Source organism: Gulosibacter chungangensis, assembly GCF_008831155.1.
Lineage (GTDB): Bacteria > Actinomycetota > Actinomycetes > Actinomycetales > Microbacteriaceae > Gulosibacter > Gulosibacter chungangensis.
Genome location: NZ_WBKB01000002.1, coordinates 124,919 through 147,518, shown reverse-complemented (window position 1 = coordinate 147,518; position 22,600 = coordinate 124,919). Strand labels below are relative to the sequence as shown.

The following is a 22,600-nucleotide window of genomic DNA, read 5'->3' as shown; positions in this document are numbered from 1 at the left end:
GCTCCTCGTTCTGTATGCGATTTCTCGCTCGACCGCTCCGGTCGGGGTTGTTGGTGCGCGTGACGCCTGGGTATTGCGCCGCCGTGTTGTGATGTCGCCGTGTGTGGCGTTGTCGCGTTACCGCTTTGCAGGGTGATTCTGCAGCGTCTCAGCTTAGTAGGTGCACCTATTTCAAGGCGCCGTCAATGAGCGTGACAATACGCTCCGCAGCATCACGGATGCCGAGCTTTGCCGCACGCTCACCAATCTGCCGACGACGCTCATCGTCGGCAAGCAGCGAGAGTATTGTGGCCCCAGCGTGCTCGGCGGTGAAGTCACGGTCGTGAACCATCAGCGCCGCGTCGGCGTCCAATAGGGATGCGATGTTCTTCGCCTGCTCACCATTACCAACCGCATACGGGACATAGATTGCGGGTAGCCCGAGCGCAGCGAGCTCCGAAACCGTGGACGAACCGGCGCGCGACACGATGCAGTCTGACACTGCGAGAGCGAGATCCATCCGATCGCAATATTCAATCACTTGGTAGTGCGGGATGCCCGGATCCTCGAACGGTGAAAGTCGACCGACGATGTGCAAAATCTGCCAGCTACTCTCACCGTGTGGCTCCCCCACAATTTGTGGCGCAAGCTCGCGGATGGTTTCATTAATGCGCTTGGCGCCCTGCGAGCCGCCGGTGACCACGAGCGTTTTTCGCGCCGGATCGAGCCCGAAGTAGTCGTAAGCCTCCCTGCGGGCCTGCGGTATATCAAGTTTGGCGATTTCCTTGCGCAGTGGCATTCCGACCACCTGGCCGCCTGCGAGCGGCGTATTTGCAAACACGATCGCGCTCGCCGCCGCCCAACGCGCTCCGAGCTTATTGGCCAGTCCCGGCACCGAGTTCGCCTCGTGGACAATGACCGGTACGCGCTTTCGGGCCGCGACATAGGCGGGTGTCGACGCGAATCCGCCGTACCCGATCACCACATCCACACCCCGAGCCGCAATCAAGCGACGCACCTGTCTGACGGCACGCTGAAACTTAACCGGGAATTTCACTGCCGCTGCGTTGATGCTGCGCGGAAAAGCGACTTTGTCGATCGTGACGAGCTCATAGCCGCGCTCGGGAACGAGTCGTGTTTCGAGGCCCTCATGCGTGCCCAGCACGATGATTTCCGCGTCCGGATGCTCGGCCACAATCGCATCCGCGGTCGCCAGCAGCGGATTGACGTGTCCGGCAGTTCCGCCGCCTGCGAGGAGGTAGGTCGTCATGCTTTTGCCCGCTTTCTCGAAGACGATGATGCACGTGGTGGGTTGGTGACGTCTGCCGCAGCATTCTTTGCCGATTTTTTATTCTTCGGCCACTTCGTACCCGTCTGATTGCGACGCGCTTCGGCTCGCTCACTCTCGCGCGCGGCGTTATCGCGAGCCACAGCGAGCACAAGTCCCACGGCCGCGAGCGTGGTCACAAGGGCTGATCCACCCGACGAGAGAAACGGTAATGGCACACCGAGTACGGGCAATAGGCCAATCACCACGGCAATGTTGACAAACGCTTGGAAAATGAACCAGCTGAACACCCCACCGACGATCACTCGCCCAGCCCGAGTCTCAGTCTGCCGCCAAATGCGCAGCAGGATGACCCCGAGCACGGCGAACATCAAGATCACCGCGGCGCCACCAACGAGGCCGAATTCTTCCCCGATGATCGCAAAAATGTAGTCGTTGTCGGCTTCGGGAAGCCAGGACCACTTTGCCGTTGAGTTGCCCAAGCCCACACCAAGAATGCCACCTCGCGCCAGCGCGAAGAATCCGTGAGAGGTCTGCCAGCACAAGCCCTCGTAGTCACAGTCGCCCGTAAAGAAGCTCGTGATGCGCGCGACACGGTTAGGCGAAATGATCGCCATCAGGATGGCCCCACCGACGGCGAACAGGGTTCCGACGGTGAGGTACCTGCCCTTGAGCCCGCCGAACCACAGCGCACCGAGGACCAGCGCACCGAGGACCATCACGGTACCGAGGTCCTTTCCCAAAAGCGCGAGTCCGACCACTACAGCGACCGGTACCACCAGCGGGATGATGAACTTGCGCCAATCCTCAAGGCGATTGCCGAGTCTTGTCACCATCATGGCCAGCCACATGCACAGGGCCAGCTTTGCAAATTCTGCCGGCTGTACGGTCGTGAAGCCAAAGTCCAGCCAGGAACGGTTTCCGTTGATTTCTACGCCGAGCGGTGTAAATACCAACACCTGCAGTAAAAAAACCACGGCCAGTGCGACCCAGGCTAAATTGCCAATGAGCCAGCGAAGCGGCATGCGCGAAATGATCAACATGACCGGCACACCGATGACTGCGAACAATAATTGCTTCAGGAACTTGCTGGAAAAGGACCGTCCCGCGGCAAATTCCTCCACGGCCGAGCTCGAGAGCACCATGATCAGCCCGAAGCCCACAAGCAACGCCACTACCGCGAGGAGCAGCGTCGAATTCAGGCTCGCGGGGGTATTGGTTTTCGGCAGCGAGATCCGAAACGCCCGCCCGGAGGTGGTTGAGGTTTGCTTCGACTCAGGCGTTGTTGGACGGCTGGTCTGGGAGTTCTGAATCTGCATCCTCTCCCTCCTGTGCCGCATCACGGACCGCTTGCTGGAATTTATCGCCGCGATCCGAGTAGCTCTCGAATTGATCCATTGACGCTGCTGCCGGAGCAAGCAAAACTGTGTCGCCCGAGGACGCAAACTTCTTCGCCGCCCGAACCACGAACGGCATTACCGCATCATTGTCCTCGACATCAATCTCAATGACGGGGACCTCGGGCGCGTGTTGTGCGAACGCCTCTCGCAGTTCCAGTCGCTCGACGCCGATGAGGATAGCCGCCTTGATCCGCTCCGAATGCGAAGCAATCAGCGGGGCGATATTGACGCCCTTCAGCAGGCCCCCGAGGACCCACACGACCGAGCGATAGGCCCGCAGCGAAGCATCCGCCGCATGAGCATTGGTGGCTTTGGAGTCGTCAACCCAAAGCACTTCATTTGCGTCCAGTACCAGCTGGTTACGGTGATTGTCGGGCGTAAAGCTCAGAATTGCACGGTTAATGTCAGCGGGCGAGACATCCAAAGACCTCGCTAGTGCCGCCGCTGCGAGGACGTCTTCGACGAGGTGCTTCGAGGCGAGTTGCCGCTTTCGCAGGTCATCCAGGGTGGCAAGCTCCAGGGCACTATTGGCACGATCTTCGTGGAACGCACGGTCCACGAGCACACCATCGACCACACCAAAATTGCTGCGGGCTGGCACATCCGTACCGAATCCAATCGCTCGTGCGCCTTCCTGAACATCGGCGTTTTCCACGAGCCGCTCGGTCTCCGGATCACCGAGGTTATAAATGCAAGCAACCTGGGTTCGCTCATACGCTCGCCCTTTCGCCTCGCGATAAGCCTGAAATGAGCCGTGCCAATCGAGGTGATCCCGGGCGATATTGAGCACCACAGAGGCCCACGGTGCGACGGTGTGGGTGTAGTGGAGCTGATAGCTCGAGATCTCCACCACGAGGACGTCAAAGCCTTCTGGGTCACGCACCGCATCGAGCACCGGAATTCCGATATTTCCTGCCGGGGCCACCTTAATTCCACCGGCGGCGATCATGTGCGCGGCAAGCTGCGTTGTCGTCGTCTTGCCGTTAGTTCCCGTTACGAGCAGCCACTTCGATGGTGCCCCGACCTTGTCGCGCAACCGCCACGCGAGCTCAATGTCGCCCCACACGGGTATGCCCTGCGCATCCGCCCACTGCAGCAACGCATGGTGCGGCGGGTAGCCGGGTGAGGTGACCACAAGATCGGCCCCGAATTCACGCAGCTGTTCGGGTACGTCATCCTTCGAGGCTGCAATGACGACCGGCACTCCGAGTACCTGAAGGATTCGTTCCCGGTCCTCATCCGGGGCTCCGGCAATCAGCAATACCTCGGCACCAAGTTCGGCGAGGGTATCGGCCACAGAGAATCCGGTCATGCCGAGGCCAAAAACAGCGACGCGCAGGCCCTGCCAGTCGCTGTGCCAACTCGTCAGTGCATCCAAACGATTCGACATTAGGTCAACACCCCACTCATAAACGACCACTCGGCGTAAAACATCGCAATACCGATCACGGCGAAGATCCCGCCAACGGTCCAGAAACGAACCACGACGGTTTGTTCAGCCCAGCCCTTGAGCTCATAGTGGTGGTGAATTGGACTCATCAGGAAGATGCGCTTGCCGCCGGTGATCTTGAAGTATGCGCGCTGGACAATCACCGAACCGGTGTCGATCACGAACAGCCCAGCGATAACGAGCAGCAGCAGTTCCGTACGCGAGAGGATCGCGAACGCGGCGAGTGCGCCACCGAGTGCCAATGATCCGGTGTCTCCCATGAAAATCTGTGCGGGTGAGGTGTTCCACCAGAGGAAGCCAACGAGGGCACCCACAATCGCAGCGGCCACGATCGCCATATCGAGCGGAGCGTACACCTCATAGCAGGCTTGCACCACGGAAGAATTCAGTCGGTCCGTGCCACAGGCCTGGTTGAACTGCCAGTAGCCGATAATGCCAAACGAACCGATCGCGAAAATGGATGCACCGGTGGCGAGCCCATCGAGACCGTCGGTCACGTTGACCGCGTTCGAGGTGGCCGTGGTGATCAGCACAATCCAGATCACGACCAGGATGGTGCCGGCCAGGGCACCAAACATCATGAAGTTGAAGTCGGTGTCACGGATGAAGGACACGGCACTCGACACGAGTGGGATGTCCTGCTCGTTCGTGAACTGCAGGCCAACGAGCGCAAAGATCGAGGAGACGATTACCTGGCCAAGGATTTTCTGCCACCCACCGAGACCGAGCGATTGGTGCTTACGCACCTTCAGGAAGTCGTCAATGAAGCCGATCACGGCGTGGCCAAGCATCATGAAGAGCACGATCAAGCCAACCGCTGTTGGTCCTTCACCGGAGAGCCACACTGCCAAGAAATAGGCAATGGTGGCGCCGAGCACGAAGACGATACCGCCCATCGTGGGCGTACCCCGCTTGGCGTAGTGCTCCTTCGGCCCATCCTCGCGAATGTACTGGCCCCAGCGGAGCCTGTTGAACATCTTGATGAAGACGGGGGTGAGTAGAAGCGTAAACAACATGCCGATCGCGCCGGCAATCAGAATTGCGATCAAGCGAGGGTTCCCTTCACATAGTCGCCGAGTCGGTCACCAAGCATACGCAAGCCAGCCGAATTGGAAGACTTGACGAGTACGAGGTCACCGGGCTGCAAATATCCGCGCAGAAAATCGAACGCTTCATCTGCGTCCTCGGCAAAGGTCGCCTCATTATCCCAGCTGCCCTGCGCCACGGCGGCGAGGTACAGCGGCCGGGCGTCACGGCCGATTACAACGGTTTGAGAAACTCCCAGGCGCACCGCCAATTCGCCAAGTTTGTCGTGTTCAAACACAGATTGATCGCCAAGTTCCGACATCTGCCCGAGCACCGCGACCGTGCGCTGACCGGGGTTGGCGATCTGTGCCAGCGTGCGCAACGCAGCCGCCATCGAGTTTGGGTTGGCGTTGTACGCGTCATTAATCACCGTGATTGGCTCGCGCGTAAGCACCTCCATGCGCCAGCGCTCGGCGCGAGTGACCGTGGTCAGCACCTCCACCACATCGGTGATTGGGATGCCCGCAGCGTGTGCGGCGGCAGTGGCGGCCAATGCGTTCATCACGTGGTGTTCCCCGATCACCGAGAATTCCACCGACACTGGATCGTGATTTGGTGAGTGCAACACGAAGCGGGTCCCCTGCTGCGAGACTTCAACGTCGGTGGCTCTGATCTGCGCGCTTTCGCCACGTCCGAACCAGACCACTTCGCCTGGAGCCTTCTGCGCCATCTTCACAACACGTGGGTCATCCGCGTTGAGCACCGCAACGCCACCCTCGCCGAGAGCTTCGACCATTTCGGCTTTGGCTTTCTCGATCATCTCGATGCCACCGAATTCGCCCGCATGAGCGAGTCCGACCATCAGCACAATGCCAATGTCCGGACGTGCCATATTCGTGAGGTAGCGAATTTCACCGACTTTGCTGGCGCCCATTTCGGCAATCAGCGTGTCGGTCTCTTCAGTGACCTGCAGGAAAGTGGTCGGAGCACCAACTTCGTTATTGAAGGATGCGATGGGAGCTACGACATTGCCGTGCCGCTCAAATATTGCTTTCAGAAGGTTCTTTGTGGTCGTCTTGCCGTTTGATCCTGTGACCGCCACTACCCGCATCCGGCCGTGTTGCCGGACTCGTTCCACGACTTCGGTCGCGAGCTGGCCCAAGGCAGCGACGACATCGTCAACCACGATTTGTGGGATGCCCAACTCAAGTTCTCGCTCTACCACGGCGAGCGCGGCGCCGTTTTCGACGGCTTTGGGCGCATAGAGATGGCCGTCGGTCACTTCCCCCGGCTTGGCAAAGAAAATATCGCCCGTCCCGATCTTGCGGGAGTCGGTGTCGCTGAGACCACGAATAATGTCGCCCTCGCCGGTGCCTTCAGCCAGGAGGAGTCTGCCGTCAATCCGCTCGGCGATCTCGCGTAGCGTCATCGGAATCATAAGTTGTCGTCCTGTCTCATTCTGCCCCGTGCTTCTGCGTCTAATGTTTCGCGGCTTCGCGGCTCCAGCTGGATCCCGTCCACGCGACCAAGCGCATCCTGCATCTGTTCCACATCCCACCCGGCACCATCGATCATCAGAATTGCCATTGCGGCGTTGATGGCGCTGTGGGGGTCCTCTTGCGATGTCCACGTGTGGAGTTCTCGGTCATCGGGACCGTACATTGAAAACTGTGTGCCGGTTTCGGTCGGTTCTGCGCAGACCCACCAGTCTGCCCCAGCATCTTCTCGAATAGAAATTGTGCTGACTGGCACGCGAGTCTCTTCCAGCAATCGCTGACCGTCTTCGGTGTCGATGTTGATCACACCGCGACGGGTCTGTTCCGGCGAAAATAACTCCACGAGGGCTTCGAAGCTGGAATCAGGGCTTCCCGGCCGTTCCGCTGTCGCTTCAAAATTCAAAAAGCCGGCGACGTCAAAATAAAGGCCAGCAAAGTTATGCCTAATGACAGCCTGAGTCGAAAGCTCCGCGCTGGCTACATGCACACCGACTTCATGCATCCGCGCGAGCATCGCGTGGAGCTCATCAGCATCCGCAGCTACGCCCCGGGCATCGAGACGTTCGTCACCAACATGACGTTCCTGGTTGGTGGACATTCCGGTTTTGACCCCCAGCGTCTGCAGGAGGTAGTCGATGAGATACACCACGGAGGTTTTCCCTCGGGAACCGGTCACGCCCAAGAGTTTTGGCGAGTCAGGATCAGTTCGATACACCCAACGCGCAATGTGGCCGAGTGCGAGTCGCGGATCTTCAACAACCAGCACGGGGACTGTGTCTCCTTGCACGTGCTCGGCGCCAAGCGCATTAGTCATGATGCTCGAGGCGCCGCGTTCGACCGCCAACTCAAACTGCGAGGTGGGATTGTGTCCGGCGGCAATGTCCGCCACGAACATGTCACCGGATTCAACCCGATCCGCGTCGCTCACCACTCCCGTGACTTCGATCTGTTCGGTATCAAAGTCATCGGTGTGTGGCTCTAAGCCAAACTCGGCGCACATCTCGGAGAGGATGCGCGCCCTGGGATGGTGTGGGCGAAGACTGGGTTCGGGCATGATTTCCTGCGTGAGTTACGGTTCTATCGTGATCTGCGGCCATGGTGTTGGCGAGGGCGCAATATCATTCGAGGTCAGCATGTACGACATCGCCTGTTGCCAGGCTGAGGCCGTTGCAGCACTAGTAGTGATCTTAACCGGGTTGGCGAGCGTGACGATCACGACGTACTTCGGATCGTCGATGGGTGCGACCCCCGCCATCGAGGTGATGTAGCTGTTTTCTTCATATAAACCGGTCTCCGGATTGACCACCTGAGCGGTACCCGTTTTCATCCCCACGCGATACCCGGGAATCGCCACCTCGTCGGCGAGCCAGCTGTCTTGGGCGGTCGCCTCGAGGGCCTGCAGGGTGAGCGCTGCGGCATCCGCAGAGATGACCTGGTTAGAAGAACTCTCGGGAACATCGGTGAGTTCTCCGTCTTCCTGCAGGCACCCCTTGACGAGCTTGAGTGACTCCGAAGTGCCACCGTTGGCAATCGTTTGATAGGCACTGGCCATCTGCGCCGCCGTGACCGAAATACCCTGGCCAAACATGATGCTCAGCGCGGTGTGTGAGTCCCACTGCTCAGGCTCGTAGAGGATGCCGGACTCTTCACCGATGAATCCCACATCGGTTTGATTCGCAAAACCGAAGTCGAGCAGATATTGGTATCGGCTGGCCGCATCAACCCGCTGTCCGTACAGCACGATTCCGACGTTGGATGATTGCGCCATGACCCCGTTGAGGTTCATTTCTTCGGGATCATGAGGCGAGTCGTCACTGAAGTTCGCTTCGCTTCCCGGCCAGGTATCCGGAACCGTGATGGTCTCGAATGGGTCGATGGCACCTTTGTCATACGTGTACGCCGCCGTGATTGGCTTCATAATCGAGCCTGGCTCATAGGGCGCCGTGAAGGTGAGCGAGCCGCGATACTCCGCATCCACCGACGAGGGATCGTTGGGGTCTACCGCTGGGTACTCGGCTGCCGAGAGAATTTCGCCTGTCTCAACCTCGACCACGGTGATGGTGCCGTATTTCGCTTCCATCGCCTCGACGTTCTCCGCGAGGATTTGCCGCATCATGTAATCGGTATCGAGATCGAGCGTGGTCTGCAGAGTACCGCCGTTGGTCGGTTCCGTGAGCGTCACGATCGACCCTGGAATTGCCACGTTGTCTCGCGAGCGAATATAGGTTTCCTGACCATTCGCGCCCGCCAAGCATTGGTCATATTGGAGCTCCAAGCCCGCCAGCGGCGTTCCATCGCTCCCAAGAAACCCCGTGATGCTTCCACCAACGGCCCCGTTGGGATACACCCGCTCGGGGTGCCGTTCGTCGTACACCCACGGGATGCGGAGCTCGCGAACCTGCTGAAATTCCTCCAGCGTCACCATTCTGGCCAAATAGCCGAACTGTGACTCCGGGTCGCCGGCGATAATCGCATCCACACTGGTCTGCAGCTCGGCCGGATCTTGATCGGTGATTTCCGCAATTTTTTGCAGTGACTCTTCCACCGTGACGGTGACTTCCTGGTCGGTTTCGGGATCGATCACCGGGTAGTCGCTCATGTTCACTGGCGCAAAGGTGATGTCAAAGCGATCCACTGAGGAGGCCAGGACCGCACCGTTGGTGTCAACGATGGACCCGCGAGTCCCCCAGAGCGTCTGCACCACGCCCCGGCGGCCGTCAGCTTCCGAGTTGATCGCGGCCGCGTCGAGGACCTGCAGGCTCACCAACCGACCGATAAACACGACAACCACAATGGCCACCGCAAACATAGGAAGGATGGCCCGCACGTTGGCTTTGCGAGGCTTGGCCAAGTCTGATCCCTTCCGGCGAACGGATGCACATCCCGCTCACGATTACTGCTTCACCGAGGAAAATTTACCGGGTGCTCGGCGAGTGCATTTCGAACTCTGAAGGTACGGCAGATTCGGTCTTTTTCTCACCTGACTCACCGTTCTCCTCCGTCTGCTCATCTTCGTCAGCCGGGTTCAACACTGCATTCGGCACGAGACTGGCGTCGACTTCTGCGCGGGGCGCTACCTGAGTATCGCCTTCCACTACTGTCTGGCTTTCCAGGTCGAGAAACACGCTACTTCCGGCCGGAACCATCCCGAGCTCCGTAGCCTGCTCCGCCAGATATTGCGGCGAATCCTGAGCATCTGATTTCTCCAGCGCTGCCGTGTGCTCGCGCTCGAGTTCAAGATGCTGCTGTTCCAGTTCACTCGTTCGGTACGCATCCTCCACGATGATCGTGGAGAGGAATAACTGCACGGCAAAGGCCACGATCACGATCGCGACGGCAATCCAAATACCGCGAGAAGAAACCTTCGTCGCATTCCGCAGCCCCTCGACAAGCCTGAGCCGCGGCCCGCCGCTGCCATCGGAGCGTAGCGGCCGCTGAGGTACTGACTGTGGTGCTGCGCTCATGACTTGCGGCTCCGGATTCGCTCAACCGCACGCAAACGCACGGGCTTGGCACGAGGGTTGAGCTCGGCTTCAGCATCCGTGGCACGTTCTGCGCCTCTTGTCAGGAGTCGGAATTCGGGCTGCATGTCATCCGGGATAAACGGCAGGTCTCGCGGCGCCGAAGATTCCGTAACTTCGCTGAACGTCCGCTTCACAAATCGGTCTTCGAGCGACTGATACGCCTCCACCACGACTCGACCACCGAGCCGAGTGCGGTCTAAGGCCTGGGGCAACGCGGACTCGAGTGCGTCAAGCTCACCGTTGACGCGGATGCGCAACGCTTGGAAAACACGTTTAGCCGGATGCCCCGCATTTCGCTTGGCCGCTGGAGTCGCTTTCTGCAGGATGTCGACGAGTTGACCGGTAGTCTCGATCGCCGAGATCTCGCGGGCCGCCACGATGGCACGGGCGTAGCGCGGCGCAAGCTTCTCATCACCGTAGCGATAGAACAGTTCCCGCAGTTCTGCTTCCGAGAGTTCAGCGATGAGATCGGCCGCCGTGATCCCCTCGCTTCGGTTCATTCGCATATCGAGCGGGGCATCCTGCATATAAGAGAAGCCTCGCTCGGCCTCGTCTAACTGCAGGGATGAGACCCCGAGGTCGAAGAAGACCGCATCAATTTCAGCTACGCCGAGGTCGTCAAGTCGGTCCGCAAATTCGTCGTAGACGGCGTGCACCGTCTGCACTCGGTCAGCAAAACCTGCCAAGCGTTCACGCGCAATGGCGATCGCTTCAGCATCCCGATCAAATCCGATCAGTTTTGCGTTGGGGCAGGCGCGCAGCACCGCTTCGGCATGACCGCCCATGCCCAACGTGCCATCCACATAGAGCGCGTTTTCACCTTGCAGCGCTGGCGCCACGAGCTCAACCACACGGTCGACCAGCACCGGGGTGTGAATCTCATTGAAGTTCTGTGCGTCATTCATAATGTTCGGGAATTTCTCTTCCCACTTCCTGTTCCCAGAGCCCGAGCCATTCCGACCTGCTGTCGAAATTGCCGCAGGATGTTCGATCTGCTGCCGGGGAAGGTGCCTCAGAGCGAGAAACGGCTTGGGGTCTCAGAACAGGAGCTAGAGCAATCCCGGAATCACCTCCTCAGCGGTCTCAGAGAAGGCCGCCTCATTGGCCTCCACGTATGCATCCCATGCGGTTGCATCCCAAATTTCTGCGCGAGTCCCCGCACCAATGACCGCGAGTTCGCGATCAAGACCCGCATATTTCCGCAGTTGTGGCGGAATCGTGATCCGCCCCTGCTTGTCAGGCGTCTCAGCGTGAGCGGCGCTGAGCAACAGTCGGAGATAGTCACGGGCCTGTTTGCTCGTGACCGGCGCCTGGCGAATCTGCGCGTGGAAACCCTCAAATTCACTGCTGGAGAACACGTAGACGCATCGGTCCTGCCCTCGCGTGAGCACAACGCCTTCCGCGAGATCTTCACGAAATTTCGCCGGCAAGATCAGTCGCCCCTTGTCGTCGAGTTTGGGCGAATACGTGCCGAGAAACATCGCGATCGCCCTCCTCTCGTCTCCCAGGGCTCCCACATGCCCCCACTTTACTCCACATCACCCCACACGCTACCGAAAAAGGACATCCTGACCGGGTAACTTCCTGACAATTCCATTGAGAATGCTGGGCAGTACGCACGGGGAGGGATGTGGAGGGAAACTTCACGACTGCGCTCACCTGGGCCGTTCCTTGGGCTCATCAGTCGATAAACGGCACAAAAAACGCCTTGGGGCCGATCGATTGATCGACCCCAAGGCGAACGGGAGGGATGCGGGGAGGGTTGTGGAGGTGCGTCTACGTGACGAGTTGTTGCACCCTCACCTGCTAACCGTTAGAGGTCGCCATCTTGACGACGCTCCCAGCGGTCCTCGACGCGGTCCATAAAGGAACCGCCAGTCTTTCGTGGCTTCGCGCTCGAACCGGGGTTGCGTCCACTGCCCGAGGACGGGAATTCTGCGGCTTCACCTAGCTCTGAGTTATTCGCACCGCGAAGTGCCCAGACGATACCAGCGATCATGACAACAAAACCGATTAGGCCAATCCACCAGTACGAGGATGCGATCCCGGCGACGACAATGCCGAGACCAACTACGACCGAGAGCACGATGATCGTGATTGCCTTCGCTGACGCCATTTGACCGCCCTTGGGCGTAGTTGACATCACGTCCGCGTCGTTTTGATAGAGGCTGCGCTCCATCTCCTCCAACAGACGTTGCTCTTGCTCCGACAGTGCCATGATTCCCTCGCACTCTGCGGTAAAAATCCCGCGGTTATAACCCTGACTCTCTATTGTAGGCCTCACACCCTTATAAGGTTAGGGAGTGCCTGAAAGTCTGCCCCTCGTAGAGTCTGTGTCCGCTCGGCTTGATGCGCTGTTCGCCGAGCGCCGCCCCGTCCTCGAATCACTCAGCCCTGAGCTCGGCCCGGTGATGGACCAACTGATCACATTTACCGCGGGGGGAAAACGCACCCGCGCACGATTCCTCGCGGCCGGCGCACGGATGTCGCCGAGCGCCCCCGATCCGGAGCTCGGCCGTGCGGTTGTCGATGCCGCTACGGCACTCGAACTCTTTCACGCGGCTGCCCTCGTGCATGACGACATTCTCGATCGGTCCGATACCCGCCGCGGTCAGCTGTCAACACACCGAGCCTTCGAAGCGCTGCACCAAAAGCAGGGCTGGGTGGGGGATGCCGACCACTTCGGACTATCTGCAGCGATCCTGGCGGGCGACCTGCTCCTCATGTGGAGCGATGATCTTCGTTTGGAGGCGGCCTCACGCGTCCGCACCAGCCGCGGGCAGAGGGCGATCGCTGAATTCTCGCGGATGCGCACCGAAGTTACTGCCGGACAGTACCTTGACGTTGCGGCGGAACTCTCCTGGCAACAGATCGCGCCGCAAGATCGCGCCGATCGAGCAATTGCGATTGCGACGTCAAAATCCGCCCGCTATTCCGTCGAAGCACCTCTGGTCATCGGCGCCCGGCTCGCTGGCGCCGATGACGACCTGGTCGAAAAAATCCGCGCCATGGGCCTTCCTCTCGGGCTAGCCTTTCAGCTTCGTGACGACGTAATCAGCGTCTTTGGCGATGAGCGTGTGACCGGGAAGCCTTCCGGTGATGATCTGCGCGAGGGAAAGCGCACGCTCATCATCGCCGAAGTCGATCAGCGTGCGGATGCTACAACTGCGGCATTCTTCGAGCAGCGACTCGGCGCACAGGACCTGCATGCGGATGAAATTATTCGTATGCAGCAGGCCATCCGCGACTGCGGAGCACTCGACGCCGTCGAAACGCAGATTCAGCAGTGGCTGGATGAGGCGCTCACCGCAATGGCTGCCATCGACCTCGACGACACCACGCGGGAACACTTCCGAAAGCTAGCCACTGAGGCTGCCCGCCGAGAGCAGTAGCACTCCGGCAAGCGGCCCCAGTAGAATCGGACTTCGTGACTACAGCGCGAGACCTAAATCGCGAGGAGTTGTACTGAGCGGCGGACCGACGACTTGCGGCCTTCATGCAGGGCTTGAGTCGGGGTCACCCCGAGTACTTCGTCTTCACTCAACAACCATTCCATGGCCTCGTGGTCGACGACCCCGTGGTCAGAGAGCAGGGTGAGTGTGCCGCGAAGTCCGGCCAAGGGTTCGCCATTCTTGATGAATAGCTTCGGAACACGAAGGGCTCCTTCATGCTTCACTGCGAGAAGGTATCGGTCTTCCAGGAGCCGGTGGAGACGACCCGAAGAAACACCAAGCTCCTTCGCCGCTTCGGGTAGTGAGAACCATTCAGTGGTTGAGTATTGCGTTGACACCTTTCAATGTTCTCAGATCCCAGCGCTTCCTGCGTACCGGCTCGGAGTTTCAATCGAATATTCAACGACGTTAGGACTAACCTGCAATCCGTGAGCCCTGCCAACCCGGACACATTGATCGGACGTCTCATCGACGGCCGCTATCAAGTGCGCTCTCTTATCGCGCGCGGTGGGATGGCCACGGTCTACGTCGCCACTGACCTGCGTCTCGAGCGTCGGGTTGCCATCAAGATCATGCACGATCACCTCGCCGCGGATGACGCCTTCCGCGAGCGATTCATCCGGGAGGCCAGAGCCGCTGCCCGCCTCGCGCATCCCAATCTTGTGAATGTCTATGACCAGGGCGAGGATGAAGGTCTTGCCTATATCGTCATGGAATATGTGCCCGGCATCACGCTGCGGGACCTGCTCCACGATCACCATCGATTAACTGTGGAGCAAACCATCGACATTATGGATGCGCTGCTGGCGGGCCTTCAGGTTGCGCACCGGCAGGGCATCATCCACCGCGACATTAAGCCGGAGAACGTTCTCCTCGCGGACGATGGCCGAATCAAGCTCTCCGACTTCGGTCTTGCCCGCGCTGCGACTTCGAATACCGCATCCGGCTCCGTGCTCCTCGGTACCATCGCCTACCTCGCGCCCGAACTCGTCACTAAAGGCACCGCGGATGTGCGCAGTGATATCTATTCCGCTGGGATCATGATGTACGAGATGCTCGTTGGCGAGCAGCCGTACCGCGGTGATGAGCCCGTCAATATTGCCTATCGCCACGCGAACGACAATGTGCCTCCACCGAGTGAAAAGCAGCCTGATCTCCCCCGCGAACTCGATGACCTCGTCGTATGGTCCACCGAACGTGATCCAGAAGATCGCCCCGCGGATGCCGGTGCCATGTTGGCCGCGCTGCGGCAGGCCGAACGCGACATCGTCGCCTCGGATACCGCAACCGCTCCCCCGGCGACGCGCATCGTTCCGGTAGCCACCGACCCGAACACTCAACTCTTCGCACAAACCCATAGCGAAACTGCCGACCCAGATTGGGAAAACCTCACGACCCCGACCGATCCCTCGCGGATTGCGGATGCGCTCGGCCCAGAGGTACTCACGGCGATGCGGCACGAGGAATCCACCTCCGCCACGAGCACGCACGCTGCGGTGCGGTTAGAGAAAATCAACCGGCAGAAGCGTCGATCCGGGCTGATTGCGGCCGCGGTGGTCACGGTACTCGTCGTGTTCGCTGCCTTTATTGGCTGGTGGCAAGGCTTCGGGCCGGGCTCATATCTCGCGGCACCCGCGGTGATTGGCGAATCCCAGCAGGAAGCCATGGCGCAAATTACCGCCCGCGGGTTCTTTGTCGGCGACGTTACTGAAGAAAGCTCGCTTGAGGCCCCCGTGGGCACCGTAATTTCCATGAGCCCCGGTCCTGATACCCGGCTCGCGCCCGAGTCGGTGATCGACTTGGTGATTTCTTCTGGCCCCGAGGTGCTTACCGTTCCTGCGCTCAGCGGACTCTCGGTCGAGGATGCGGCGGCGGCCATCGAAACTGCGGGCTTCACCTACGACGCGGACACCAATATTTTGCAGTTCGACGAGGATGCTGAGGAAGGTACCGTCCTCTACGGCACGAACGAAGTCGGAGAAGCGCTGCCGGTCACGATGGCGGAGCAAGAACCGATTCGTTTGGTGGTCTCGGCGGGTGCACTACCGCAGGTTGCTGGCTATGGCCAAACCGTGGCGATCGATATGCTCGAGGATGCTGGCCTCGTGGCAAATCTTGCCTGGTCGGCATATTCGTCGACTGTCCCTCAGGGCGTCATTATCAGCGCAACTGCCACGTCCGATCCGGTACGTCCCGGCGACACAATTGACCTTGTCACGTCTCTCGGGCCAGAGATGGCTGAAGTTCCAGATGTTAAGGGCAGTACTGGTGCCGCTGCGGTGTCAGCCCTCGAAGGTGCCGGCTTTAGCGTGGTGCACGGGGTTACTGAAGACCAGCTCGCTACCTGCAAGGTGACCACGCAGTCACCAGCGGCGGGTGAAGAGGCTGAGCTTGGCTCCGCCGTGAACATTAACTGTGATGTGCCGCCGACCTCCACGACTAAGCCATAGGCCAGATTGGCACTAGGCCGATTAGCGGGATTCACCTAAGCAATATTCGCGCCGCAACAGCGCGGCACGAAACTGCCCCCGGCTACCAGATTGCGGTAGCCGGGGGCAGTTTCGTGTTGGACGTGTGACTACCAGTTATCCTGGCCGTCCACGATGGTGGCCTTCGGGAACTCTTGGAGAAGTTCGGCAACCAGGAACGCGAGCTCCAGCGACTGCATGTGATTCAGGCGCGGGTCACAGAGCGACTCGTAGCGGGTCTCGAGTCCCGCCTCGTCAATCTCTTCCGAGCCGCCGAGGCACTCGGTGACGTCGTCACCGGTCAGCTCAATGTGGATGCCGCCCGGATGCGTACCCGCCTCCTTGTGTGCGGCGAAGAAGCCCTTGACCTCATCCATCACATCGTCGAATCGACGAGTCTTGAAGCCGCGCTCGGTGGTAAAACCATTGCCGTGCATCGGGTCGGTGATCCACAGCGGGGTGGCGTCCTCCGACTTGATTGCCTCAAGCAGACCCGGCAGCACATCGCCGATCTTCTGGGCCCCCATGCGGGTGATGAACGTGAGTCGACCCGGCTCGCGCTCAGGGTCGAGCTTGTCGATGATGCGCTTCATGGTGTCAACGTCGGTCGTCGGCCCGAGCTTGACCCCAATGGGGTTGCGCACCCGCGAGAAGAAGTCCATGTGAGCTTCGTCGAGGTCCCGCGTCCGCTCCCCAATCCAGATGAAGTGTGCCGAGGTGTCGTACGGCAGCTGGGTACGCGAGTCAATTCGCGTCAGAGCACGTTCGTATTCGAGCAGCAGACCTTCGTGGGCGATGTAGAACTCGACTTCCTTAAGCGCTTCGAAGTCAGCCCCCGTTGCAGCCATGAACTTGAGAGCGCGATCGATCTCTCGCGCCATCATGTCGTACCGAGCGTTCGCTGGGTTCGAAGCAAAGCCTTGGTTCCAAGAGTGCACCTCGCGCATGTCCGCGAAGCCGCCGGTCGTGAAGGCCCGAATGAGGTTCAGTGTGGATGCCGATACGTGGTAGCCGTCAAGCATCCGTTGGGGATTCGGCGTGCGGGCTTCCTCGGTGAACGCGAAGTCGTTAACGATGTCGCCGCGGTATGCGGGCAGCGTTACGCCGTCGCGAGTCTCGGTGTCCTTCGAGCGCGGTTTGGCGAACTGACCCGCCATGCGGCCCATCTTGATGACGGGCATCGAGGCACCGTAGGTAAGCACCAGCGCCATTTGCAGGAGCGTGGATACCCGTCCGCGAATCTTGTCCGCCGTTGCAGCCGAGAACGTTTCGGCACAGTCGCCGCCTTGGAGTACGAAGGCGTTCCCCGCGGCAGCCTGGGCGAGACGGTCACGAAGGCGATCAACTTCGCCGGCAAATACGAGCGGCGGGCGCTTACCCAACTCACTGACCACATAGTTCGCAGCCTCAGGGTCGGGCCAGGTCGGCTGCTGGCGAATTGGAAGTTCGCGCCAGTTGTCGAGACCTGCTGCCGCACTCACCTGTTGCTGGAGCTGCTGGGTAATAGTCATATTTCTCGTATTTCTCTACGGGTTGGTTTTGTTGTGTTGTTGCTACGCCAAAATGCTCTGGCGGTCTTCGCAGTAACGCCAGAGCGGAATTGTGTATTCCTCGCCTGTTTGCTAGGGAACCTAGCTACTGGGAATGGCCTTACGAAGCTTGGATGCGTACACATCGGCATAGACCTGTTCCGACATGTTGGCGATCTCAGACATGATTTCGTCCGTGACTGAACGGAGGATGAACCGATTCGTGTGCATCCCACGATATCGCGAGAAGTCAATCGGTTCACCAATCTTGATCCCGATCTGCGTGCCAATCTTCGGCCGCTTGGCACCAATCGGCATAATTTTCTCGGTGTCGACCATGACCACCGGGACGACGAGCACGTTCGTTTCCGCTTCCAGGACCATCCGGGCAATGCCGGTGCGGCCTCGGTAGAGCCGAGCATCCGGGCTGCGCGTACCCTCGGGATAAATTCCCAAGCATCCCTTGCGTTCCAGAACCTCAAGTCCGGTGCGAAGCGAGCTTTCCGAGGCCTTGCCGCCCGAGCGATCCATCGGGATCATTCCCGTGGAGGTGAAAAACAACCGCGTCAACGCACCCTTAATGCCCTTACCGGTGAAGTATTCCGACTTCGCCAGAAAGTTGACGCGCCGTTTGATTACCAACGGCAGTAGGAACGAATCGATCACCGAAAGGTGGTTGGATGCGAGGATTACGGCACCCTTATCCGGAATATTCTTTTCGCCCTCAACGACGGTCGGGAAGAGGCGCCGGGCTATCGGGCCAGCAACGAGGTGCTTAAGCAGCCAATAAAACATGCGGTGATCCTCCAGTCGAGCGACTCACATCATACCCACCGATTGCCGCTGACCCCTATTCCGCCCCAGTGTGGCGTGCTCCAAGGAAATGTGACACGTTGACCACAATTGTGCGCTTGACCGCTTGTTTCGAGGCTAGACCAGTACGATGTAGCTATACAGAGCGGCAAGGCCGCCGCGAATCGTATTTCCGATTGGCAAGGACGCCGCGAATCGTATTTCCGATTGGCAAGGACGCCGCGTGAATACACGCCGATGATGGAAGGCCAAGCACCGATGACTGAATCGCCAGCCACCGCGTTCTCCCCGGGAGCAGTTCGTGAGTGGATCACCCCCGCTGTCGCCGAGCCCGCACCTGAGCTCAATGTCACCGACCTTCTCGAATCTCGAGTGACCCGCACACCGCAGCGGGCGCTGTTTTCCGTTCCGGAAGGTGACAGTTGGCGCGACATCACCGCCTACGAATTCGCCACCGATGTGCGCGACATTGCCAAGGGCCTGATCAACGCGGGTATTACCCCGGGCACCAAGATCGCCTTTATCTGCACCACCAGCTATGAGTGGACACTCGTCGATTTCGCGCTCTGGTACGCGGGTGCCGTGATGGTGCCCGTGTACGAAACAAATTCCTCTTCACAATTGCAGTGGATCCTGCAGGATTCCGGCGCTGAGGGTCTGATCACACAGACTCCGGAATTGGCTGCGCGTTACGAAAATATTGAGGGCGAGAAACCGCCATTGCGATGGCAGTGGCTGCTCGATGACGGTGCTCTTGATCACCTTCGTGAGGAAGGCAAAGCCGTTACTGACGAGCAACTCGAAGCGGCTCGCTCCAGCGCAAACGGCGATGATATTGCCACGCTCATCTATACCGCGGGCACCACGGGACGCCCCAAAGGAACCGTCCTTACCCACGCCAATTTTGTGGAACTCTCGCGGAACATTGAGCCACCGCTAGCGGAGGTTGTCTCGCGTGAGGGCGCTTCCACGCTCCTCTTCGTCACCCTCGCCCACGTATTCGCCAGGTTAATTTCGGTGATTGGGGTCGCCTCCGGGATTCGAATCGGACACCAGAATGACACCACCCAGTTGGTCCCTTCCTTGGGTTCGTTCAAACCGACTTTCTTACTCGCAGTGCCGCGCGTATTCGAAAAGGTCTATAACTCGGCGCTCCAGAAGGCAAGTGCCGGAGGCAAAGAGAAAATTTTCCGCCGTGCGGTGAAGGTCGGCGTGACCTGGTCCAAAGCGAGTGACACGGGCAAAATCCCCCTCGGTATCAAGCTCCAGTACAAGCTCTTCGACAAACTTGTCTTCTCGAAGCTCCGCGAAACGCTCGGCGGGAACGTGGCGCATGCTATCTCCGGTTCCGCTCCACTGGGTCTCTTCCTCGGTCATTTCTACCGCGCTCTTGGCGTGCAGGTACTCGAGGGCTACGGGCTGACCGAGACTACGGCACCGATTTCGGTGAATTTGCCGGGCGCGTTCAAGATTGGCACCGTCGGTCCACCGCTGCCCGGGTGCGCCGTACGCATCGACGATGACGGTGAAATCCTCACCAAGGGTGTCAATATCTTCCGCGAGTATTGGAAAAACGAAGAGGCGACACGGGAGGCCTTCACCGAAGACGGCTGGTTCCACACCGGCGATATCGGACAGCTCGATAGCGAGGGTTACATCACCATCACGGGTCGCAAGAAGGACATCATTGTGACCGCCGGTGGCAAGAACGTGGCGCCCGGAATATTCGAGGATCAGATCCGGGCGGACGCGATTGTAGGTGAGTGCATGGTGGTGGGTGACGGGCGTCCTTTCGTTGCGGCGCTAATAACCCTTGACCCGGAAATGCTGCCGAAATGGCTTGAGTTGCAGGGTCTGAGTGCGTCGATGCCGCTCTCCGAGGCAGCCAAGCACCCACGGGTTCGTGACCGTCTCCAGAACCTCATCGATCGAGCAAATCGGTCGGTATCTCGTGCCGAGTCGATTCGTAAGTTCGAAATTCTCGACACGGTCTTCTCGGTCGAAGATGGCACGCTCACCCCCAAGCTGTCGCTGAAGCGACACGTGGCGCTCGAACGCTACGCCGATGTCATTGACGGCATGTACGCGGGGACCAGTAGCTCGCCGAAGGAATAGCCAACGCTGGCATACTGCAAGGCAATAAGCGGGGCGGGTCGAGAGGTATTCCTCTCAACCCGCCCCGCTTGATTCTTGCCTGTGGTTCGTGCCGTCTTGGGCATTGAGGCGATTACTCCGCCGTTAGAACCAGTCCGATTCCCGGATCTGCCGCATCGCAGCACGGCGTTCATCTTTGGCGAGGGTGTCCACGTAGACGGTGCCCTTGAGGTGGTCGGTTTCGTGTTGCAGCATCTGTGCCATCAGCCCTTCGCCTTCCAGCACCACTTCCTTACCTTCCAGGTCAATGCCCCGTACCCGTGCGAAGGGATAGCGCTGAGTCTTGAACCACAATCCGGGTACCGATAGGCATCCCTCGTCGATCTCTTCGGGTTCTCCGGAGACTTCTTCCAGGACCGGGTTCAGAATGTACCCGGTCCTGCCATCGATGTGCCAGCTGAATGCTTGCAGGCCGACACCGATTTGCGGTGCCGCGACTCCGGCTCGCCCTTCCATGTCGGTAGTCTCGAGCAGATCTCGCACCAGCGTGCGGATGTTGTCATCGATCTTCGTAATCGGGTCGGCGGGTGTGCGCAGCACAGGATCACCGTAGTAGCGGATCTCGCGAACGGTCACTTCTGTATTTCCTCCTCGGCCTGCAGCAGGGCGTTTTCAATAATTTCGGTGGCGGCCGGATGCGGCCAGTACTGTCCCCGAGCAAGTCCGCGTATGGATTGTCCAAAGCTCGCGGCCTGCAGCAGGGGTTGCAATAGGATCGGCGAGTCGGGCCCAATGATGTGTGCCCCGAGGATTACGCCGCTGCCGCGTTCCACGACCAGTTTGCAGAAGCTGTCTTCGTCTTCCAGCGCCCATCCCCAAGCCGTGCCGCCGTAGTCCTGGCGTACTTCGATGGCCTTATACCCGGCGGCCTGCGCTTCCGGAAGACTCATTCCGAACACAGCGATCTCGGGTGCGCTAAATACCGTGTATGGGACTGGGCCGAGCGTATTCTCGGTGAGCTGTGCATCCTCACCGCGGGCAATGCGTGCCTCGGCGAGGAGGTTTCTCGCCACCACCCGGGCATCGTGGTTCGCGACATGTTTGAGCTGGTGGGGCGATGAGATATCCCCGAGCGCGAATACTCCCCCGACCGGCTTGCCATTCTTGAGGACCTGCTGATAAGCATCCACCGACAGCCGACCGTCTTCTTCGTGGTCGAAGCCAACCTCCGGGGTCGCAAGGCGGTCACTATTGGGGACACGGCCCACGGCCACGAGGACCGCATCCACCTCGAGTGTGCTCGAATCGGACAGCGTTAGCGTCCATCCCGCGGCTGTCTGCTTTGCCTCGGTGATTTCTATGCCGGCGCGGATCTGCCAGTTCCGCGACCCCACCTCGGTGAACGTCTCGGCAATATCGTGGTCGAGGCCACGGAAGAGTTCGGATCGGTTGAGCTGCGTGACGTGCGCTCCGAACCCCGAATAGATTGCGGAAAATTCTGCGGCAACAACGCCACCGCCAACGACGGCAATCCGCTCCGGCAGGTGCTCGAGGCGCATCGCATCATCGCTCGAGAATACGGTTTCACCGAAGGGCAGTACCTCGAGTTCGCGGGGCCGCGAGCCACCACCGATGACAATCTGCGTGGCGCGCAGTACGCGACCGGATGCGGTGGTCAGCTCATGCATGCCGGTAAAGCGCACAGTCTCCCGAACGAGCGAGATATTCGCTTCGCCCGAGGCACGATACTGTTCACCGCTTTGCGAGATCGGGTCAATTCGGCCAAAGACCCGGTCTCGCACCGCCGCCCAGTCGAGGCTGACTTCAGCCGTGGAAACGCCGAGCCGGCCGGCCTCGCGCACATTGCGCACGAGGTCGGCCGGACGGACAAACATTTTGGTTGGGATGCACCCAGCGTTGAGGCAGGTTCCGCCAAACCAGCGGCCATCATCGACGATCGCAATCTTCAGGTGCTTCAATTCCGGAGCTGGAATGGAGTTTCCAGATCCGGCCCCGATGATGATGAGGTCGAATTCCTCAATCGGCGCGGTACTGCTGGTCATGGCCCTCACTCTCGTGGA

Annotated in this window: 19 protein-coding genes; 3 read left to right on the top strand and 16 right to left on the bottom strand. The window is 59.6% G+C overall.

Annotated elements, in window-relative coordinates:
* Nucleotides 1–166 precede the first annotated feature (166 nt).
* From F8O05_RS04055 to F8O05_RS04005, 11 genes are all read right to left on the bottom strand, one after another.
* Nucleotides 167–1,249, bottom strand: coding sequence for a UDP-N-acetylglucosamine--N-acetylmuramyl-(pentapeptide) pyrophosphoryl-undecaprenol N-acetylglucosamine transferase (locus F8O05_RS04055; protein WP_158051487.1), 1,083 nt, complete (start codon nt 1,247–1,249; stop codon nt 167–169).
* Complete coding sequence (gene ftsW / locus F8O05_RS04050) at nt 1,246–2,586, bottom strand: putative lipid II flippase FtsW (RefSeq protein WP_158051486.1); 1,341 nt, start codon at nt 2,584–2,586, stop codon at nt 1,246–1,248. Before ftsW ends, F8O05_RS04055 begins: the two co-directional genes overlap by 4 nt.
* A complete protein-coding gene (murD, locus tag F8O05_RS04045; protein ID WP_158051485.1) occupies nt 2,543–4,057 on the bottom strand; it encodes a UDP-N-acetylmuramoyl-L-alanine--D-glutamate ligase in 1,515 nt (504 codons plus the stop codon). Before murD ends, ftsW begins: the two co-directional genes overlap by 44 nt.
* Nucleotides 4,057–5,166 carry a phospho-N-acetylmuramoyl-pentapeptide-transferase gene (mraY, locus tag F8O05_RS04040; RefSeq protein ID WP_158051484.1) on the bottom strand — a complete coding sequence of 370 codons (1,110 nt, stop codon included), beginning with the start codon at nt 5,164–5,166 and terminating at the stop codon, nt 4,057–4,059. The genes murD and mraY overlap by 1 nt, the downstream gene beginning before the upstream one ends.
* A complete protein-coding gene (locus tag F8O05_RS04035) occupies nt 5,163–6,581 on the bottom strand; it encodes a UDP-N-acetylmuramoyl-tripeptide--D-alanyl-D-alanine ligase (protein ID WP_158051483.1) in 1,419 nt (472 codons plus the stop codon). Before F8O05_RS04035 ends, mraY begins: the two co-directional genes overlap by 4 nt.
* Nucleotides 6,578–7,693: a Mur ligase family protein gene (locus F8O05_RS04030; protein WP_158051482.1), complete on the bottom strand. Its 1,116-nt coding sequence runs from the start codon at nt 7,691–7,693 to the stop codon at nt 6,578–6,580. Before F8O05_RS04030 ends, F8O05_RS04035 begins: the two co-directional genes overlap by 4 nt.
* A 15-nt stretch (nt 7,694–7,708) precedes the next feature.
* The gene (locus F8O05_RS04025; protein WP_158051481.1) at nt 7,709–9,490 is read right to left on the bottom strand and encodes a peptidoglycan D,D-transpeptidase FtsI family protein; all 1,782 of its coding nucleotides are present in this window, start codon (nt 9,488–9,490) and stop codon (nt 7,709–7,711) included.
* A 64-nt stretch (nt 9,491–9,554) separates the two neighbouring features.
* Nucleotides 9,555–10,103, bottom strand: a complete 549-nt coding sequence (locus F8O05_RS04020) for a hypothetical protein (RefSeq protein WP_158051480.1) — start codon at nt 10,101–10,103, stop codon at nt 9,555–9,557.
* Complete coding sequence (rsmH, locus tag F8O05_RS04015) at nt 10,100–11,068, bottom strand: 16S rRNA (cytosine(1402)-N(4))-methyltransferase RsmH (protein ID WP_158051479.1); 969 nt, start codon at nt 11,066–11,068, stop codon at nt 10,100–10,102. Before rsmH ends, F8O05_RS04020 begins: the two co-directional genes overlap by 4 nt.
* 144 nt (nt 11,069–11,212) lie before the next feature.
* Complete coding sequence (gene mraZ / locus F8O05_RS04010) at nt 11,213–11,644, bottom strand: division/cell wall cluster transcriptional repressor MraZ (RefSeq protein WP_158051478.1); 432 nt, start codon at nt 11,642–11,644, stop codon at nt 11,213–11,215.
* Between the two features lie 332 nt (nt 11,645–11,976).
* The gene (locus F8O05_RS04005; RefSeq protein ID WP_158051477.1) at nt 11,977–12,381 is read right to left on the bottom strand and encodes a DUF3040 domain-containing protein; all 405 of its coding nucleotides are present in this window, start codon (nt 12,379–12,381) and stop codon (nt 11,977–11,979) included.
* An 85-nt stretch (nt 12,382–12,466) separates the two neighbouring features.
* Here F8O05_RS04005 and F8O05_RS04000 point away from each other — a divergent pair, with 85 nt between their 5' ends.
* Nucleotides 12,467–13,555, top strand: a complete 1,089-nt coding sequence (locus F8O05_RS04000) for a polyprenyl synthetase family protein (protein ID WP_158051476.1) — start codon at nt 12,467–12,469, stop codon at nt 13,553–13,555.
* 53 nt (nt 13,556–13,608) lie between these two features.
* Here F8O05_RS04000 and F8O05_RS03995 read toward each other — a convergent pair whose 3' ends face one another.
* Nucleotides 13,609–13,953, bottom strand: coding sequence for an Rv2175c family DNA-binding protein (locus F8O05_RS03995; RefSeq protein ID WP_158051475.1), 345 nt, complete (start codon nt 13,951–13,953; stop codon nt 13,609–13,611).
* 90 nt (nt 13,954–14,043) lie between these two features.
* Here F8O05_RS03995 and pknB point away from each other — a divergent pair, with 90 nt between their 5' ends.
* Nucleotides 14,044–16,065 carry a Stk1 family PASTA domain-containing Ser/Thr kinase gene (gene pknB / locus F8O05_RS03990; RefSeq protein ID WP_158051474.1) on the top strand — a complete coding sequence of 674 codons (2,022 nt, stop codon included), beginning with the start codon at nt 14,044–14,046 and terminating at the stop codon, nt 16,063–16,065.
* Nucleotides 16,066–16,193: 128 nt separating this feature from the next.
* On the opposite strand, the gene F8O05_RS03985 is transcribed toward pknB, so the two are convergent.
* Together F8O05_RS03985 and F8O05_RS03980 are read right to left on the bottom strand one after the other, a co-directional pair.
* Complete coding sequence (locus tag F8O05_RS03985; RefSeq protein ID WP_158051473.1) at nt 16,194–17,594, bottom strand: class II 3-deoxy-7-phosphoheptulonate synthase; 1,401 nt, start codon at nt 17,592–17,594, stop codon at nt 16,194–16,196.
* 120 nt (nt 17,595–17,714) lie between these two features.
* A complete protein-coding gene (locus tag F8O05_RS03980; protein WP_158051472.1) occupies nt 17,715–18,407 on the bottom strand; it encodes a lysophospholipid acyltransferase family protein in 693 nt (230 codons plus the stop codon).
* A gap of 276 nt (nt 18,408–18,683) precedes the next feature.
* On the opposite strand from F8O05_RS03980, the gene F8O05_RS03975 reads away from it, so the two are divergent.
* Nucleotides 18,684–20,540 (top strand): AMP-dependent synthetase/ligase, encoded by a 1,857-nt coding sequence (locus F8O05_RS03975; RefSeq protein WP_158051471.1) that lies wholly within the window; start codon nt 18,684–18,686, stop codon nt 20,538–20,540.
* Between the two features lie 123 nt (nt 20,541–20,663).
* Here the strand turns inward: F8O05_RS03975 and def are convergent, their stop codons facing one another.
* Nucleotides 20,664–21,155, bottom strand: coding sequence for a peptide deformylase (def, locus tag F8O05_RS03970; RefSeq protein ID WP_158051470.1), 492 nt, complete (start codon nt 21,153–21,155; stop codon nt 20,664–20,666).
* Nucleotides 21,152–22,582, bottom strand: a complete 1,431-nt coding sequence (locus tag F8O05_RS03965; RefSeq protein WP_158051469.1) for a mycothione reductase — start codon at nt 22,580–22,582, stop codon at nt 21,152–21,154. The genes def and F8O05_RS03965 overlap by 4 nt, the downstream gene beginning before the upstream one ends.
* Nucleotides 22,583–22,600 lie beyond the last annotated feature (18 nt).